Here is a 15,752-nt window from a genome sequence, read left to right as displayed (position 1 = left end):
TCTTGCCAGCTAGGAAAATAAAAGGAGAGCATGCGACGTTAACAGTCCAGCGAAGTGAAGTATGATTGCTAGCAGCATTTGTTTTATATTTCAGACAAAACCGTTCAGTAACATCGAACAAGGTGCTATACTTGAATGACGGAATAAAGTGCGCGCCATCGGTCTTGCTGTCGCTCATCACGATGTGGCGTATTTTTCCAAGTGTCAGGCGCAAGGCGTGATCATTTGTGGATTGGGCGTTGAGCATAAATAAGCGTTTGACTGAATAGGAGTAATGTTGGTAAAAAAGGGGGCTGAATATAGTTGGTGCAAATGACAGAAGAAAAGGCGATCGAGGCGAAAGGCCTCGTGAAAGTGTTTGGCAAGCATCGGGCTGTTGATGGCGTCGATTTGTCTGTCGTAAAAGGAACGGTCTATGGCTTTCTTGGGCCAAACGGGGCGGGAAAGACGACGACAATCCGCATGCTTGCGACTCTTTTAAAACCAGATGGTGGTGAGGCGAAGATCTTTGGCCATGACCTCGCCAAAGACACAGATGCAGTCAGAAGCCGGATCAGTTTAACAGGACAATATGCTTCCATCGATGAAGATTTAACTGGCATTGAAAATTTGACGATGATTGCCCGACTTATGGGATATAAGCGGAAACAAGCAAGACGGCGAGGGGAAGAATTGCTCCATGCATTTGGATTAGAGGAAGCCGCAAAAAGGCAAGTGAAAAATTACTCGGGCGGGATGCGTCGCCGCATAGACATTGCCGCTAGCATTGTTGTTACGCCTGAACTGCTGTTTCTTGATGAACCAACCACAGGGCTTGATCCCCGGAGCCGCAACCAAGTGTGGGATATTGTCCGTACATTGGTCGATGCTGGTACGACAGTGCTCCTTACAACGCAATATTTGGAGGAAGCTGACCAGCTGGCGGACCGGATTGCCGTTATCAACCATGGCAAGATTATTGCTGAAGGCACAAGCAGTGAGTTGAAAGCATCGGTTGGCACGAATACACTCCACTTGACGCTGCAACAAGCAAGCGATCGGGAAAGGGCGATGCAATTGCTGGCGGAAGATCAGAACACCATGGTGCATCCTGGAAAAGACCCGACGTCGCTTACCGCGCAAACGGGTAATCCAGATGTGGCGGCAGCTGCTGTAGGAAAATTAGCGAGCGCAAACATAGCTGTCCGTACATTTTCCCTTGGACAGCCGAGTCTAGATGAGGTCTTTTTGACGCTGACTGGTGAAATGGTGCAAACCCCAGAGGAAGAAAAGGAGGGGAGCGAATGAACGAGGCAACGGAAGGAAATAAACAAGAACAAAGCATGCAATTAGCGGATGCGATTGCCAAAAGCAGGCGCCCGCCTCGCCCGAATCCACTCGCTGCGTCAATGACATTCGCGACTAGGGCGCTGCTGCGGATTAAGCACATTCCTGAACAAATGTTTGATGTGACAGTCTTTCCGGTTATTTTCCTGTTGATGTTCACTTATTTATTTGGCGGTGCGATTTCTGGCTCCACAAATGAATACTTGCAATTCCTCCTGCCAGGGATTCTTGTCATGACCGTCGCGCAAATTACAATGTATACTGGACTTGATTTAAACAACGATATTCGAAAAGGCATCTTCGACCGTTTCCGAACGTTGCCAATCTGGCTGCCTTCGGCTTTGATCGGCTCGTTGCTGGTAGATACAGTCCGCTATACAATGGCATCTGTGATCATGATTGTACTTGGCCTTATTCTTGGATTTCGTCCAGAAGGGGGAGCGCTTGGCGTCATTGCCGCCGTTGCGCTGATCTTGCTTTTCTGCTTCAGCTTATCGTGGATTTGGACGACGCTTGGCCTTATTATGCGTTCTGATAAATCGCTCATGATGGTCAGCATGATGGTGCTGTTTCCGCTCACTTTTGTTAGCAATGTCTTCGTCGATCCAGGAACGTTGCCATCGTGGCTCCAAGTTTTTGTCGACATCAATCCAATCTCCTTATTAGTCGATGCCGTTCGTGGCTTCATGCATGGAACGGCGACGGGTGAACAGGTAGGCTGGGTAGTAGCTGTATCGTTTTTAATTGCAGCTGTTTTTGCTCCGCTTACGATGTATTTGTACCGAAATAAGAAGTAAAACAAAAACGACCAGCAGTCAGGTATTTGCTGGTCGTTGCTGTTTTCCGTGCCTATAATCGTCAGAACTTCGCATGACTAGAGTACCCTTATGAGTAAGAAAAAGCAAAATAAGGGAGTTTGGGTAAAAGATACTTCCATTGGACATCGGAAAACGAATACCGGGTATGGAAGCGGGCTGCCATTCGTTTTATCACAATTTACAGTGATTGACACGTTGCCAACCCTAGTATACTTTACGCCCTATATCACTTCTGCGATAGTAGGTGTATGGTATCCTTTTGCTTTTAATAAAATAGGAGGCAAAGAGCGGATAAACAGCGATACAGGAAGAAAGGAGTTCCAGTGGAAACTGCCAAATTCGATTTTTTAGAAGATTTATAGGAGGAGTTGAGAAAAATGGTTGATGCTAAAACAGTATTATTAGACCAATTATTAGCAAATACAAATGCCCCCAGCTGGTATATCCCTTTCCAAGAAGCTGTCAAAGGGATCACGGAAATAGAGGCGTTTTGGAAACCTGACAAATCGAGTCATAGCATTGCCGAGATTGTCCAACATTTAATCTACTGGAATCAAACATGGCAGACACGCTATGAAAAAGCGGACGCAAGTAGAGTACCTGGCATTGAAAAGAATGCGGATAGCTTTCTTGTCCCCAAAGATAAAAACTTCCAAACTTTGCAAACGGAGCTGCTGGGCATTTTGTTGCGTTGGCAGGACTTAATTACAGAAAAGCAATTGTCAGAGAAGGTAAAAGGCTATCCGGTAGAGGCCGAATGGTGGGGGTTAATTGCAAATACAACAACGCATAATGCCTACCATATCGGGCAAATTGCGTTTTTACGGAAAATGGATAAGCCCGTGATTTAGTCTGAATAATACGTTCAACGGACTATAATGAGGCGCCTTCTTGTAGAGGGCGCCTCAGACTGTAGACAAACGCTCGCATACTTCGTCGTTTGCCTCGGTCATATGCTCATGAACCCCCGTTCTATTCGCATCTTCCCTCGGCTGCACTCCTCGTCTGACAAACGTTTTCTATCAGTCTGAATGATTTTGTCGACTTTGTCGACAACCTCAGGCGCCTTCTTGTAGAGGGCGCCTCAATTTTTAGCTATTATCTGCTAAAGGATTATTTTTTTCCGAGTTGTTCTTCCAATTCCTCTACAAGACCGACAATTTCCACTGTCCGCTCTTCACGCTCTGCGTCTTTTTGTGCTTTTTCTAGTGCTGCCCGCATTTCAGCTTGTGAGAGCTGTGCTTCCATTTCTTCTGTCACACTTAATGCTTCGGCGTATTGGCGCAATGCGTCAGCTTCTTGACCGATAATGTCTGTGTCGCATTCGCCCCCAATGGCAATATTGTGTTCATGGCCGCTAAATGTACAATTTTCGATGAAGCCGCCAGCATGGAGCAAGCGAATGGCGCAAGTTCCGCCGTTTTCGATCACGCATTCTCGAATCGTTGGAGCGCTATGTTGGATATCAATTTGTGCTTCGTAATGGCCGCTAAACTGGCAATGTTCCAGGAGCCCGCTCGCTTCCATGTCAAAGCGGATGCCGCTCTCATAACTGTCATAAAGCTTGCTTTCTTTCATTGTAATCGTTGAATGGCTGCTTACATAAATTTGCGGATAAAGGTCATTATGATGGTAAAAAGTTGAATTTACAACATTCGCATGGCTATGGTCATGAATATAAAGGCCGCTTTGCGCTCCATCAAAGACTTGTATGTCTTCTAGGTCGGCTTCACTTTTGTCTGCAATGACGAGTTGATTCAGTTCATTTTCATAAAAGCGGCAGTGGCCAACATCTGCACTTGCTTGTTCCGTCAGCCAAAACCCATAATGTTTGCCATAGAAGATAGCGCTATGTTTTAGGCTTACACGTGCTTGTTCGCTTACTGCTAATTGTGGCATCATGTGGCCGAACAAATCGCTTGATTCAATATGGGCATAGGCGTTTTTCGTCAGGACTACGCCTGATTTTTGCCCAAATTTAATTGTACTTCGATACACGTAAAGGGCGCCATCGCCAACGCGAATATGGTCGTCTTCGTGCGACGTGAGAATCGTTGCTTCAAGTTGGGCGGTACCGTTATCGTTAATGTCCACTCCAATTTGTCCTGTTTCAAACAAACTATTTTGGATAATCGTTTCCCCGCCTAAAACGACTACTTGTCTCGGTACATTATTAGTCAACGTACATGAATTCAATGTCAGCTTCGATTCGCCAAGGACAAGTGCCCCTCCAGAAGAGCTTTCATAGATCAGGCAATCTTTTAAAGCGGCTTCGCTGTTGCCTGTTGATTTAAGTTGCATATTTTCAGAATGATGGCCGTAGATTTGGCAATTTTCCACAAAGCTGCGGCTGTTCTGGTCAAAATAAATCGCCGCGCTCTTTCCTTGGTAAATATGCGAGTGTTTCATTACAAACCGGCCGTTTCCGCTTACGCAGACTTGACTGCCCCGTTGGCTGTATAAAGCGCAGTACTCGGCGCGGGCTCGACCAACTACAAATAGGCCGATGCCACTATGGCGAATCGTGGCGTCGGTTAAATCAAGATGGCCATCCTCAAGTACATGGATCCCCCATTTTTTCAGGCGAGTAAACTGACAATGAGTCAATTGCGCATATCCGTTTTTAACGGTTAGCCCTTTTTCGCATTCGGCAAAAGATATGTTTTTTATCGACACCGACGCTTTATTGATGATATCCATTGGCGCTTGAATGATAACTGTTTCCGGTTCACCGAGGCCGACTAAATGAACAGACTTGGCAATTGTCACAGACTCCTGGTATGTTCCTTGATCTATTTTGATCGTATCCCCATCGCTAGCATCAAGCAACGCTTCTTCAATCGTTTTGTACTTGGAAAGAAGTTTTCTTGTTACGTGGATTGTTTTCACCGTTTTCACCTCAATCTATGCTAGAGTATACCGCTTTTTTTTAAGGCTGTCCAAGTAGAGTTGTTTTTGCATGAAAAAGGCCTGTTTTGTACACCATAATGACAGATTAGCATGATCACACCGCGTATGTATGCAGTTTTTAGTAAAAATTTCAGGTGTTTTAACGGATGAAAAGTGCTTATGTTTAAATACCCTAACTTTTGAGGTATACCAATACTAATGATGAAGAAGAGGAGGAAAGAGAGAAAATGGACTTACACAATTATTTAGCAAATGGCATTCCGCCGCAAAAACAAGACAAGCAACCAGGGGATGAAGCGGTGATGGAACCGCGCCCGATCTACGAAGACGACGATTACAAAGGCACAGGAAAACTACGCGGCAAAGTAGCGCTTATTACTGGTGGCGATTCGGGTATCGGCCGCGCCGTGGCAGTCGGGTATGCTAAAGAAGGCGCCCATATTGCGATCGTCTATTTAGATGAGCATGAAGACGCAGAACAAACCAAGCAGCGCGTCGAACAAGAGGGCGTCCAGTGCATTACGATTTCAGGCGACATAAGTGATGAAACGTTTTGTAAGGAGAGCGTTGAACGTACAGTCACGGAACTTGGCGGCCTAGATATTTTAGTCAACAACGCTGCAGAGCAACATCCAGTCAACGATTTACGGGAACTAACAGCCGAACAGCTCCACCGTACATTTGCGACCAATTTCTATTCATATGTGTATTATACGAAAGCAGCGCTTGATTATTTGAAGCCAGGTAGCGCTATTATCAATACGTCTTCTATTAATGCCTATCGGGGCAACGTGACGTTGATTGATTATACGAGTACCAAAGGCGCCATTACAGCCTTTACCCGTTCAATGGCGCAGGCGCTTGCTTCAAAGCATATTCGCGTAAACAGCGTAGCCCCTGGCCCAATCTGGACGCCGTTGATTCCTGCTTCTTTTGACGAGCAGAAAGTGTCTGAGTTTGGCACAACGACGCCAATGGGACGAGCAGGTCAGCCGAGTGAACTTGTCGGTGCCTATGTACTCCTCGCTTCAAACGACTCTTCCTACATGACCGGACAGGCGATCCATATTAATGGCGGGGATTATATTAGTTCATGACCAAGAAAAGCAGGCTGCCCTAGCCTGCTTTTTCATTGCATGTTAAATGGACGTTTCTTTACGGGCAACAGCTGCCGTTTTCTTGTTTCGGGTCGCTGCACTTACTATGAGCAGACCAATCGTGGAGGCAAGTAAGCCGAAAGCAACGTATGGGATGGTTGTACCGAGCAAATGGGCCAAGCCTGCGCCTGCGATTCCAAAAAGCATACCGGCAATCGCTCCTTTGAAAGTAAGGAATTGTCTGTCTTTTAGAGCGAAGCCGATAAACAGTGGAGCAAACAGACCGGCAGCTGAATAAGCATAAGAAGCGACAATCCAGTCAAGTGCCCGTGGATATAACGTCGCAAGAGCAAATGCAAAGAAGATGACAAACACTGAAAAAATACGTGATGTCCGGAGCAACTGTCCGTCGCTGACATTCGGATTAAGATACGACTGGTATATATCACGGGTGATATTAACGACGACGGATTGGACTGCGCTGGTGACCGTCGACAACAAGGTTGCACAAATGAAAGTAGAATAGGCGACCATTAAAATGGATGGCATATTGGATAAAAACATGCCAGCAGCACTTTCAGGGTTATCCAAGTTTGGGTTCATCGTGTAGGCGGACATGCCGACTAACGCTGCGTAAAACTTCGTCAAAATGAGGAGAGCGGCAGTAGATAACAATGAAATGACGACTGTCTTCATACTGTCAGCAGCATAAATGCGCTGGAAGTACATTTGATTGGTCATTGTGCCTGGTGTGAGCGATAATGACCAAAAGAGCACTGTTAGAAGTCCGACGGACCAAAAGCCTTCAATGCCAATATTCTCTTGAGGGACTGCCTGTACGATCGCTGACCAACCGCCGGCTGATGTGATCGCATAAACAGAAGCCACTACAGCCATCACGAGCATGAGAATTCCAAAAATCAAGTCTGTCCAGGCAACAGATACCAGTCCTCCTGGGATAATAAATAAAAGGCAAATGACTGTGAAGATAAGCATTAACAGCCAAGGCTCAACGCCAGTCAATTCTGAAAACAATCGGCCGAAAGCAACTAATTGCGTACATAGCCAACCAAAGGGGACCACCATTGTCATGAATGTGATCGTCGTGATCAAGAACGGGTGAGTGCCATATATTTTTTTGAAAATGTCAGGGAGACTAATAAAATCGTTTTTGCGCAACCATTTCGCAAGAAACAGAAGGGCAAGGACTCCCGCTCCTGTAAACAAGCCGTAAGTGATCACACTCCAACCGAAAGCATAGCCGATCCCAACTTGAGCAACAAGCATGCCGCCGCCAGAAGCCGTCGCGAACTGTGTTAAAATGACGACATAGACAGGCAAAGCCCGTCCACCAACAGCCCAGCCTTCGTTGTTCCTAGTACGTTTGCTAATATAAAAGGAAAAGACGATGGCACCTAAGAGCACAGTCATATTTGCGACAATTACCCAAATCGATACATCCACACAAACCCCTCCTAATAAAATTGAATATTCTGTAAAAAACAACGCCATCTAAAGCTCTATTGCAACAAAGCTTTAGATGGGCGACTCTATTCATGGTGGAACATGAGTTTACAGCGGTCGCCTCTGAAAATGCTTTTCGTGAGAATTAAGCGCTTTTTATTCCATGTTGAGCCGATTTTTGTAATTTTTAAAGCAGGCTGTCCGTTACCTTCAACTTGTAGGCGTTCGGTTTCCAACTGGGTTAGGATTACCGGTTCTACCGTGGTGTCATATGCTTGGATTTGCAGATTGTACTGAGTAATCAATAGTTCATAAAGAGTGCCTTCAAGATTTTTCTGCAACAAGCCAGGAACCGCTGCACTCGGTAAATAAGATGTTTCAACAGCGACAACTTCATCCTCAAAATAGCGGAGACGGATGAGCTCATAGACAAGTTCGCCAGGAAATAGTTGCAATGCCGACTGGACTGTCGCCGAGCAAGCTATTTCCTGAGCTGACAAAACGGTGTGTTTTTTTCCGAATTTTTCAGGATAATAAAAACTAAACACAGGTGTTTGGATTTTTTTCTCATTCACAAATGTCCCTTTTCCTTGTTTTCGGGTCAAACGCCCCTCATCAACGAGTTTTAACAATGCTTGGCGAACGGTTGAGCGGCTTAACCGATACTGGCTCGCCAATGTAAGTTCGTCTGGGATCTTCGCATTTTCTTGCCATTCGCCGCTGTCTATTTTTTCAACAAAGAGATCTTTTAATTGCAAATAAAGGGGAATGCTGCTTTCTTCATCAATCACGTCGGCTCGCCTCACTCATTCATACTACTGCGACCCCCTTTCGAGTTCCGCAGCGTAGCGTTTGTATAGTTGATCAGCAGATTGCAGAGCCTGTTTCAAATCGCTAATTTTTTGGCGATCTGATGCTAGTGTCTGTTCGAGCTGCTGTAATTGCCGTGCAACCTCAACAGGGGCTGAGCCGCCGCGCACGGTCCGAAGTGAAATATTTCGCTCCGGATCAAGGGCCTGCTCAACAAATTCTTTGGTGACAGAAACCGTTTTTGCTGTTACCTGTTTGATGGCACGTTCAACTGTACTTGCTTCTATTTTATCAGATCCCAGCCCTTGATTCAGTGTCTCGTTGACAATTTCAGCAACGATATGATGGGCGGTGCGGAACGAAAAGTGGTAGTGTCTTACTAGTGCATTTGCTAGCTCAGTCACTGTACTAAAGTTTTGGCGAGTAGTAGCAGCCATATTGTCTTTATGAACGGTAAGCGTTTGTAAGGTTTTGACCATAAGCCGAATGGCTGCTTTCGTTTCGTTGATCGCTTCCCATGTGTATTTCATGCTTTCCATGCTTGTATCCCGCGAATGCGAATAAAGGGTATTCTTTAATACTGAGAGGGAGGATACAAGTGCGCCTTGAATATGTCCAGCCTTCGCTTTAATATGCTCGAGCGTAACTGGGTTCTTTTTTTGCGGCATAATGCTGCTAATAACTGCTACTGAATGACCGACTTCAAGATAACCAAATTCATACGAACACCAAGTGTAAAGGTCTTGTGCGAAGCGGCTTAATGAGTTACTAAATATGCTTAATGCTGAAAGTGCTTCTAATGCATAATCTCGAGAGGCGATGCCGTCAAGCGAATTTTCAAGCAAATCGGTGAATCCTAATAAATCCATCGTGAATTTTCGGTTAATCGAAAACGTAGTTGAGGCAAGGGCGCAAGAACCAAGCGGGCTTTTGTTGATTTGGGCATAACAGTTATACAGGCGTGTGAAATCCCGCTCGAATCCGTGCAGCAGTGCGGAAAGGTAATGGGCAAACGTAATCGGTTCAGCTGGCTGTAAATGTGTGTAACCAGTCATTAATGTTGCCGTATGTTCAGTAGCTAAATCAATTAATGTCCGCCTTAGTGTACAGACTAGTTCGTAAATTTCGATCATTTCTTCGCGTATTCGCATGCGGCTCACAGTCGCCAAAATATCATTGCGGCTTCTTCCTGTGTGCATTTGTCCACCTATCTCTGGTCCTGTTTGCTCGATAATATAAGCTTCCACATTAAAATATAAATCTTCAAGAGCAGGATTGATCGACAATGCCTCTTTTCCTGTCACCTGCAAGTTGGCGAGGGCGGAGTGGATTTTACGGGCTGCTTCGTCAGGGATAATACCCTCCGATTTTAGCATTAATAAATGGACGCTGTTAATTTTCAGCAAGTATGAATAGTGATATTTTAAATCGGAGCTAATACTTGGCTTAAACAATAAGTCAATCATTTCCTGTGAGGGAGTTTCCTTTAAACGACCAACCAAGGAGATCACCAGCCTTTCAGATACGTACGTATGTTGTAATGTTCGCACAAATTGTAGTTGATTCTAAATTAGCAGCAACAAATCGTACTGTCAATACTTTTCTGAAAAAAACAACGAGATTTTTTATCATGACAGATATGCGTGGTTTGGGCATAAAGAGGAGGCGCCTGCTAATGAGTCAGGCGCCTCAAGTCTCGTTTGCACAACATCAACGTACCATTTTCGTTACAAAGTGGTAGCGATCACCACGGTAATGGGAATAAACAGCTTCTAATACACGATTGTCTTCAAGCCTTGTTTGCCGGCGAATCGCCAAAAGTGGGGAGCCGACGGGCACCGTAAGCCAACGGGCATCTTCTTCGTCAGCGAGGACGGCTGCGATTGTCTGTTCTGCATCAGAAATTGAATAGCCGCATGTCCGTTCAAAGTAGGAGTAAAGCGAATGGTTCAATGTGTCAGCGGTTAAATGTGGGGCGAGCTCGCAAGCAATATAAGTCCGTTCCAAGGCAATAGGCAACTCATCTGCTAGGCGCACACGTTTAATGGCATAAATAGGGGTGCCTTCCTCAACCGCAAGCACTTTGGCAATCGGTTCATCCGCTTTAGCGGTTTTAAAAGAGAGCAACTTTGAACCAGGCTCCATGTTGCGGCTTTTCATATCTTCTGTAAAACTGGTCATTTTAGAGAGTGGTTGTTCAATTTTAGGCCACGATACGAATGTGCCTCGCCCTTTTTCACGGTATAGTTTTTTTTGCTGGACAAGATTGTTAATGCCTTGGCGAACGGTCATGCGGCTAATGCCGTACATGTCGGCAAATTCTCGCTCAGATGGCAACGCTTCGCCTGGTTTTAAAATCCCATCGGCAATTTGCTTTTTAATAAGCTCCTCAATTTGAAAATAAATCGGAATAGGAGACTGTTTGTCAATCATGCCTTTGTCCTCCGAACATATGATAAAATCAGTATACCATAATTTTTTTTCATTGTAATTGGTATAGACAACTAAACGACTAGAGCGTATACTAAAAGAAACAAAGGGAATGATGAAACGAGGAAGGTGATCGCATGGCAAGTATCGTTGTAACAGGGGGACAGTTGATCACAGGGGAACCAGGGTGTCGTAAATACGAGAAAGGGTTTCTTGCGATCAATAATGGCAAAATTACCGCGGTTGGTGTTGGCAACGGCGACGATTATAAGAACGAAGATACAGTACAGATAACGATTCCAGCTGATGCCGTCGTTGTCCCAGGCTTTGTTGACGTGCACATACATGGCGGCTATGGTGCCGATGTAATGGACCGTACAAAGGATGCGTTGCAAACAATGGCAGCAAATTTGCCAGCCGAAGGGACGACTGCCTTTCTTGCGACAACCATTACCCAAAAACATGAGCACATTGAAGCCGCGATTGAAAATGTAGTTGCTTATAGACGGGCGGATAAAGAAGCAGAAATTGTCGGCCTACATATTGAAGGGCCTTTTATTAATGAAACGAAAAAAGGCGCACAGCCTCTCGAATACATTGTAGAACCATCCGTACCAATCATGAAAAAATGGATCGATTTAGCAGAAGGCATGATTAAACAAGTAACCTACGCACCGGAAAAACGAAATGGCAGCGAGTTGGCAGCCTATTTGCGTTCAGAAGGCGCGAATCCGTCAATTGGCCATTCAGATGCTGTCTATAGTGAAATGGAGCAAGCTGTTGCAGCAGGTGCAAACCAAGTTACGCATATGTACAATGGCATGCGTTCTTTGCATCATCGTGAACCAGGCGTAGCTGGCGGAGCGCTACTCCTTGATGAACTCGATATTGAGTTAATTGTTGACGGCATTCACATCCATCCAGAAATGGTGAAGCTGGCCTGGAAAGCAAAGGGCACGAATCAGTGCCTGCTTATTACTGACTCGATGAGGGCAAAAGGGTTGCCTGACGGTGCTTATGATTTAGGGGGCCAGGACGTTTCTGTAAACGATGGAAGAGCGACGCTTTCTGATGGCACGCTTGCCGGTTCTGTTTTGCAAATGAACAAGGCGGTAGCAAATATGGTTGCTTATACTGGCTGCTCATTGGAACAAGCGGTGCAAATGGCTTCCTACAACCCAGCGAAAAAAATTGGCATTGACGCGAAAAAAGGGTCATTGGCGCCTGGGAAAGATGGCGATTTCACTGTGCTCACAAAAGAAGGCGATGTGTTGTACACCTATTGTTTAGGGAAAAAAGCATATGGCAAGGAGGATGACGTATGAATATTATTCACGTAAAAAATTATGAAGAAATGAGCCAAAAAGCAGCAGCACTCTTGTTTGAGCGAATTCAGCAGTCTCCAAAAATAACGCTCGGACTTGCGACAGGGGGCACACCGGAAAACACGTATACCGCTTTGATTGCAAAAGCAAAGGAAAACGGCCAATCATTTTCACATGTGCAAACGTTCAATTTAGATGAATATGTCGGCTTGCCTGCAGAGGATAAAAATAGTTACCGCCACTATATGAAGCAACGGTTGTTTGATCATGTCGATATTCCAAAGGAAAAAACGCATTTGCCAAATGGAATGGCTCCGTCCCTTGAAGAAGAATGCCGTGCTTATGAAAACATGATTGCCGAGGCGGGCGGAATTGACATTCAACTTCTCGGTATCGGCAGCAATGGCCATATCGGTTTTAATGAGCCAGGGACGCCATTTTCGAGCAGAACCCATGTTGTCGAGTTGGCCGAAGAAACACGCCAAGCCAATGCTAGGTATTTCCCAACTTTAAAAGATGTGCCGAAACAAGCGATTACAATGGGGATTCAAACGATTATGGAAGCAAAAGAAATCTTGTTGCTTATTTCTGGGAAAGCAAAAGCGGAAGCGTTCGCCAAGTTACGCTCAAATGAAGTCAATGAGGCGTTCCCAGCTTCTATATTAAACAAGCATCCAAATGTCACAGTCATTGCCGACGAAGAAGCGGCAAGCGCTTATACGCAAAAAGCACATTTGTAGAATAGCTTTGGTTTAAGAAAAGAGAACCGGCGCAACATTGATACGGTTCTCTTTTTGTATGATTTAGTAAGAAAATCGGCTGATCCTGCAGCTAATAGTTCCTCTTTTTCGGCATTTTTAGTACACTACCATTATCAGCAAAAAAATGAAACAGGTGGTGGTGGAGATGGAAAGCAATGATGTGCTAAAGCTTATGACCAGTCATCGGTCGATTCGCGCTTTTACAAATAAGCGCGTCACAAAGGAGCAAATTGAAACGATTGTCAGCTCGGCGCAGTGGGCGTCGACCTCCCATCATGTACAAGCGTACTCCGTTATAGCTGTGGAGGATACTGCTCGTAAAGAAACACTCGCCGATTTAACAGGTGGCCAACGTTGGGTAAATGAGTGTAGTGTGTTTTTTGTCATTTGCGCAGATTTTTCACGGCATGCAAGTGCCAGCAAACAGCATCACGTTTCATTTGATGTCGGTGGGGCGGAGCAACTTCTCGTTGGTGCTGTTGATGCCGCTTTATTTGCCCAAAATCTTATGCTTGCCGCTGAATCGCTCGGCTTTGGCGGTGTGATGATTGGCGGAATTCGTAATCAACCAAAGGAAGTAAGCGATTTGCTTCATTTGCCTACATATGTATTCCCGGTAATGGGCATGGCGATAGGCGAGCCTGACAGTGAACCTGGGCAAAAGCCGCGCCTGCCTTTAAAAGCTGTGCTCCATCAAGAAACATATCAAATTAATCAGGAAGATGCCCTTTCTGTCTATGATGAAACAATGAGCGCTTATTATGCGGAGCGCACGAATGGCAAACGAACCACTGGCTGGACTACAGCGATGGCGGCTTACACAAAGGAACGGAAGCGGCCTCATTTGGATGCCTTCTTGAAAGAAAAGGGCTTTTTGCAACAGGAATAACAGACAGTGAGTGGGGGGATGGCAATGGACATACAGCAAGCAAAAATGATGGAACAGCTGCCAAGTCAATTTTTTGCGAAATTAGTAAACAAAGCACAACGATTGGCTCAAGAACATAATGATCTCATAAATTTAGGCCAAGGCAACCACGATCAGCCGACTCCTGCCTTTATTGTTGAGGCGCTGCGTGAGGCAAGCAGCGAGCCGCAGTTTCATCGATACGGCCCTTTTCGTGGGTATTCGTTTTTAAAGGAAGCAATCGCTGCTTATTACAAACAGCAGTATGGCGTGGAGTTGGACCCTGAAACCGAGGTCGCCATTGTGCCAGGAACAAAAACAGCCATTGTTGAGTTATGCCAATGTTTATTAAATAAGGGGGACATGGCGCTCGTACCTGATCCAGGCTATCCAGACTATTTGTCAGGCATCGCGATAACGGGAGCAATAGCGAAACCAATGCCGTTGTTAAGGAACAACCGATTTCTGCCAGATTATCATGAGCTAGGCTCTGATGTGTTGGATAAAGCAAAAATGATGTTTCTAAATTATCCTAACAACCCAACTGGCGCGACAGCCGACGCGCGCTTTTTTGACGATACGGTCGCTGTTGCCCGTTCGCACTGTATTGCGGTCATTCATGACTTTGCTTACGGTGCAATCGGGTTTAATGGCACGCCATGCAGCTTTTTGCAGCAAGAGGGGGCAAAGGATGTAGGCGTAGAGCTTTTTACTATGTCGAAATTGTACAATATGGCAGGCTGGCGTGTCGGTTTCGTGCTTGGCAATAAGGAAATCGTTGCGATGCTAGAAGAGTTGCAAGATCATTACCATTGTAGTCTCTTCGGCGGCCTTCAAGCAGCTTCTGCCTGCGCGTTGCAATCCGATCAATCCAGTGTACACGAGCTGGTTGGTCTGTACAAAGAACGGAGCGAAGCCCTTTGGGAGGCAGCCCAGGAAATTGGCTGGCAAGTTGAACAACCATCAGGTTCGTTTTTTGCCTGGTTCCCTGTACCAAAAGGCTATACGTCCGAGGAATTTAGTGAACTGCTTCTTGACAAAGCCCATCTCGTCGTCGCTCCAGGAAACGGGTTTGGCCAGTATGGAGAAGGATATGTGCGTATCGGGCTCCTCGCTGACAAAACGACATTGCGTGAGGCGATCGCACGAGTGGGCAACTTAAATCTGTTTTAATAAGACAATGAAACCGTGTCGTCGGTGTAATGACACAGAGGGGGATGGAATGGAGGAAATTGCGAGCATTTATTGCATTGGCCGTAACTATGCCAACCATGCGAAAGAATTAGGAAACGAAGTGCCGACGGAACCGTTGTTATTTGGCAAACCTAAAAGCGCAGCTGTGTTGGCTGACGGAAGGACGCTTCTTTATCCAAGTGACAAAGGGGCCATCCATTATGAAGCCGAGATTGTATTGAAAATTGCCAAAGACATGGAGGATGGAGATACACTTGATGATGTCGTCACGGAGATGGCCATAGGTGTTGATTTAACGTTGCGAGACTTGCAAAGCAAGCTAAAGCAAAAAGGGCACCCTTGGCTCCGTGCCAAAGGGTTTCGCAACTCTGCCATCCTAACGCCATTTTTCCCGTTTCCAGGTGAACAAGAAAGCAAAAGCCTCAACTTTTCTCTCGAACGAAATGGCGAGGTCGTCCAGCTAGGCAATACGGAGAATATGTTGTTTTCATTTAATGAAATTGTCCAAGAATGCCATCTTGCTTTTGGTTTAAAAAAGGGCGATTTGCTTTTTACAGGCACGCCAGAAGGTGTCGGGGCAATCGCTGATGGCGATCAATTTAACCTTGCATGTCAAGGAGAAACAAAGGGGACTTTTTTTGTAAGAATGGAAAGTAAAGAATAAACACCTCCCTTTGTTTTTAAAACAAACCTTTGAAGAACGTAAACGG

Annotated in this window: 15 protein-coding genes; 10 read left to right on the top strand and 5 right to left on the bottom strand. The window is 45.5% G+C overall.

Features of this window, described 5'->3' with window-relative positions:
- Positions 1 to 312: 312 nt before the first annotated feature.
- From BC8716_RS21035 to BC8716_RS21020, 4 genes are all read left to right on the top strand, one after another.
- Positions 313 to 1,287 carry an ATP-binding cassette domain-containing protein gene (locus BC8716_RS21035; protein ID WP_094429327.1) on the top strand — a complete coding sequence of 325 codons (975 nt, stop codon included), beginning with the start codon at positions 313 to 315 and terminating at the stop codon, positions 1,285 to 1,287.
- Positions 1,284 to 2,123 (top strand): ABC transporter permease, encoded by an 840-nt coding sequence (locus tag BC8716_RS21030; RefSeq protein ID WP_094428849.1) that lies wholly within the window; start codon positions 1,284 to 1,286, stop codon positions 2,121 to 2,123. The genes BC8716_RS21035 and BC8716_RS21030 overlap by 4 nt, the downstream gene beginning before the upstream one ends.
- 90 nt (positions 2,124 to 2,213) lie before the next feature.
- Positions 2,214 to 2,495, top strand: a complete 282-nt coding sequence (locus BC8716_RS21025; protein ID WP_094428847.1) for a hypothetical protein — start codon at positions 2,214 to 2,216, stop codon at positions 2,493 to 2,495.
- A 26-nt stretch (positions 2,496 to 2,521) separates the two neighbouring features.
- Positions 2,522 to 2,995 carry a DinB family protein gene (locus BC8716_RS21020; protein WP_094428845.1) on the top strand — a complete coding sequence of 158 codons (474 nt, stop codon included), beginning with the start codon at positions 2,522 to 2,524 and terminating at the stop codon, positions 2,993 to 2,995.
- 262 nt (positions 2,996 to 3,257) lie between these two features.
- Here BC8716_RS21020 and BC8716_RS21015 read toward each other — a convergent pair whose 3' ends face one another.
- On the bottom strand, positions 3,258 to 5,033 hold the full coding sequence (locus tag BC8716_RS21015) for a right-handed parallel beta-helix repeat-containing protein (RefSeq protein ID WP_094428843.1): 1,776 nt from the start codon (positions 5,031 to 5,033) through the stop codon (positions 3,258 to 3,260).
- 248 nt (positions 5,034 to 5,281) lie between these two features.
- Here BC8716_RS21015 and BC8716_RS21010 point away from each other — a divergent pair, with 248 nt between their 5' ends.
- Complete coding sequence (locus BC8716_RS21010; protein ID WP_035204447.1) at positions 5,282 to 6,151, top strand: SDR family oxidoreductase; 870 nt, start codon at positions 5,282 to 5,284, stop codon at positions 6,149 to 6,151.
- A gap of 42 nt (positions 6,152 to 6,193) precedes the next feature.
- On the opposite strand, the gene BC8716_RS21005 is transcribed toward BC8716_RS21010, so the two are convergent.
- The 4 genes from BC8716_RS21005 to BC8716_RS20990 all read right to left on the bottom strand — a co-directional run bounded on the left by BC8716_RS21005 (position 6,194) and on the right by BC8716_RS20990 (position 10,858).
- Complete coding sequence (locus BC8716_RS21005; protein WP_094428841.1) at positions 6,194 to 7,615, bottom strand: sodium:solute symporter family protein; 1,422 nt, start codon at positions 7,613 to 7,615, stop codon at positions 6,194 to 6,196.
- 86 nt (positions 7,616 to 7,701) lie between these two features.
- Positions 7,702 to 8,406, bottom strand: coding sequence for a GntR family transcriptional regulator (locus BC8716_RS21000; protein ID WP_169715981.1), 705 nt, complete (start codon positions 8,404 to 8,406; stop codon positions 7,702 to 7,704).
- Between the two features lie 24 nt (positions 8,407 to 8,430).
- The gene (argH, locus tag BC8716_RS20995; protein WP_157730508.1) at positions 8,431 to 9,927 is read right to left on the bottom strand and encodes an argininosuccinate lyase; all 1,497 of its coding nucleotides are present in this window, start codon (positions 9,925 to 9,927) and stop codon (positions 8,431 to 8,433) included.
- Positions 9,928 to 10,135: 208 nt separating this feature from the next.
- Positions 10,136 to 10,858: a GntR family transcriptional regulator gene (locus tag BC8716_RS20990; RefSeq protein ID WP_094428835.1), complete on the bottom strand. Its 723-nt coding sequence runs from the start codon at positions 10,856 to 10,858 to the stop codon at positions 10,136 to 10,138.
- 134 nt (positions 10,859 to 10,992) lie between these two features.
- Between BC8716_RS20990 and nagA the strand changes: the two genes are divergently transcribed.
- The 5 genes from nagA to BC8716_RS20965 all read left to right on the top strand — a co-directional run bounded on the left by nagA (position 10,993) and on the right by BC8716_RS20965 (position 15,706).
- Positions 10,993 to 12,180, top strand: coding sequence for an N-acetylglucosamine-6-phosphate deacetylase (gene nagA, locus BC8716_RS20985; protein ID WP_094428833.1), 1,188 nt, complete (start codon positions 10,993 to 10,995; stop codon positions 12,178 to 12,180).
- Positions 12,177 to 12,920 (top strand): glucosamine-6-phosphate deaminase, encoded by a 744-nt coding sequence (gene nagB / locus BC8716_RS20980; RefSeq protein ID WP_094428831.1) that lies wholly within the window; start codon positions 12,177 to 12,179, stop codon positions 12,918 to 12,920. Before nagA ends, nagB begins: the two co-directional genes overlap by 4 nt.
- 166 nt (positions 12,921 to 13,086) lie before the next feature.
- Positions 13,087 to 13,830 (top strand): oxygen-insensitive NADPH nitroreductase, encoded by a 744-nt coding sequence (nfsA, locus tag BC8716_RS20975; RefSeq protein ID WP_257392268.1) that lies wholly within the window; start codon positions 13,087 to 13,089, stop codon positions 13,828 to 13,830.
- An 18-nt stretch (positions 13,831 to 13,848) separates the two neighbouring features.
- Positions 13,849 to 15,021: a pyridoxal phosphate-dependent aminotransferase gene (locus BC8716_RS20970; RefSeq protein ID WP_094429325.1), complete on the top strand. Its 1,173-nt coding sequence runs from the start codon at positions 13,849 to 13,851 to the stop codon at positions 15,019 to 15,021.
- 49 nt (positions 15,022 to 15,070) lie between these two features.
- Complete coding sequence (locus tag BC8716_RS20965) at positions 15,071 to 15,706, top strand: fumarylacetoacetate hydrolase family protein (protein WP_035204453.1); 636 nt, start codon at positions 15,071 to 15,073, stop codon at positions 15,704 to 15,706.
- Positions 15,707 to 15,752: the final 46 nt, after the last annotated feature.

Source organism: Shouchella clausii (assembly GCF_002250115.1).
Taxonomy (GTDB): domain Bacteria; phylum Bacillota; class Bacilli; order Bacillales; family Bacillaceae_D; genus Shouchella; species Shouchella clausii.
This window is presented reverse-complemented; position numbering and strand designations above follow the sequence as displayed.